The sequence below is a fragment of the Pseudomonas aegrilactucae genome (assembly GCF_019168305.1).
In the GTDB taxonomy this organism is placed as follows: Bacteria; Pseudomonadota; Gammaproteobacteria; order Pseudomonadales; family Pseudomonadaceae; genus Aquipseudomonas; species Aquipseudomonas aegrilactucae.
The window spans coordinates 1-758 of record NZ_JAHTBI010000158.1 but is presented as its reverse complement, the minus strand read 5'-3'; the positions used below and the strand labels follow the sequence as shown (position 1 = coordinate 758).

Genomic DNA, 758 nt, shown 5'->3' with positions numbered 1-758 from the left:
GTTTCCCTGTTGATCTTCTTCAGGAAGGCCAGCCACTCCTGATGTCGGTGCTGTGTTTCGATGCTGCTGATCAGCCGGCCTTGCAGATAGTCCATGGCGGCGAACAACGTAAGTGTGCCGTGGCGGACATAGTCATGGGTTTGCGTGCGTATGTGGCCGATGCCCAATGGCAAGCCTGGTTGCGTGCGTTGCAGTGCTTGAACCTGGCTCTTTTCATCGCAGCAGAGCACCAACGCCTTATCCGGTGGCGCAAGGTACAGTCCGATGACGTCCCAGAATTTCTCTTCGAACTGAGGATCATTGGACAGCTTGAAGGTACGTGTGAGGTGCGGCTTGATGTCGTTGGCAGCCCAGATCCGCTGAACGCTGGCCGGAGAAATACCCGCGACACGCGCCATGCTACGGCAGCTCCAACGAGGCTGACCGATACGCGGCTGGGTGACTTGCTCAAGTGTTCGCTTCAAGGCTTCGGCAGGTAGTGATGGCTTGCGACCTCGTCCCGGCAGATCCACCAGTCCTTCTAGACGTAGTGCCTGGAAACGCTTGCACCAGCGAGTAACGGAAACAAGGGAGAGCCCCGTCAGTTCGGCGATTTCTTTACGTGAATGACCTTGAACGGCCAACAGAATCACGCGTGCTCGGCGACCGTCGCGTTGGCTAATGGTGGCCGAGCGAACCCGCCGGCTCAGCTCGACCTGCTCATCATCACTGAGCACGATGTCTTGAGAGTTCATGGCTTCACCCAATATCCCGGTTGA

At 57.4% G+C, this 758-nt stretch carries 1 protein-coding gene; it reads right to left on the bottom strand.

The window, feature by feature from the left end; translation table 11 throughout:
- Positions 1 to 734, bottom strand: a 734-nt coding sequence (locus KUO17_RS26155; protein WP_217978444.1) for an IS630 family transposase, incomplete at its 3' end; no start/stop codon positions are given.
- Positions 735 to 758 lie beyond the last annotated feature (24 nt).